This window comes from Mesorhizobium sp. M7A.F.Ca.ET.027.03.2.1 (assembly GCF_003999175.1).
In the GTDB taxonomy this organism is placed as follows: Bacteria; Pseudomonadota; Alphaproteobacteria; order Rhizobiales; family Rhizobiaceae; genus Mesorhizobium.
Window position 1 is genome coordinate 1 of the sequence record NZ_RZOM01001760.1, and the last position, 631, is coordinate 631.

At 64.8% G+C, this 631-nt stretch carries 1 protein-coding gene; it reads right to left on the reverse strand.

Going from position 1 to position 631, the window contains the following annotated elements; translation table 11 throughout:
• A partial coding sequence (locus tag EN750_RS37900) for an efflux RND transporter permease subunit (protein WP_189526840.1) occupies positions 1–631 on the reverse strand: 631 nt, incomplete at both ends.

Genomic DNA, 631 nt, shown 5'->3' on the forward strand with positions numbered 1-631 from the left:
GACGAGCCCCATCCCGGCGGTCTGCCGCTCGATGGCGAACTCGACGATGAGGATGGCATTCTTGGCCGCGAGACCGATCGTGGTCAGCAGGCCGACCTTGAAATAGACGTCGTTGGACTGGCCGAACAGGCTTGCCGCCAGCAGTGCGCCGAAGATGCCGATCGGCACCGACAGCATGACCGCGAACGGGATCGACCAGCTCTCGTAGAGTGCGGCCAGGCACAGGAACACGACCAGCGCCGAAATCGCGTAGAGCGACAGCGCCTGGTTGCCCGAAAGCCGTTCCTGGTGCGACAGGCCGGTCCATTCGTGCGAATAGCCGGGCGGCAATTGCGCCACCAGCCGGTCGATCTCGTCCATGGCCGCACCCGAACTCACGCCCGGAGCCGCGGCACCCTGGATCTCGACTGCCGCCGACCCATTATAGCGTTCAAGCCGGGGCGAGCCGAACGTCCAGTGACTGGAGGCGAAGGCCGAGAACGGCACCATGGCGCCACTGGCATTGCGCACCTGCCATTTGTCGAGGTCTTCCGGCTGCATGCGGAAGTTCGGGTCCGACTGCAGATAGACCGGTTTCACCCGCCCGCGATCGATGAAGTCGTTGACGTAGTCGCTGCCCCAAGCGGAGGAC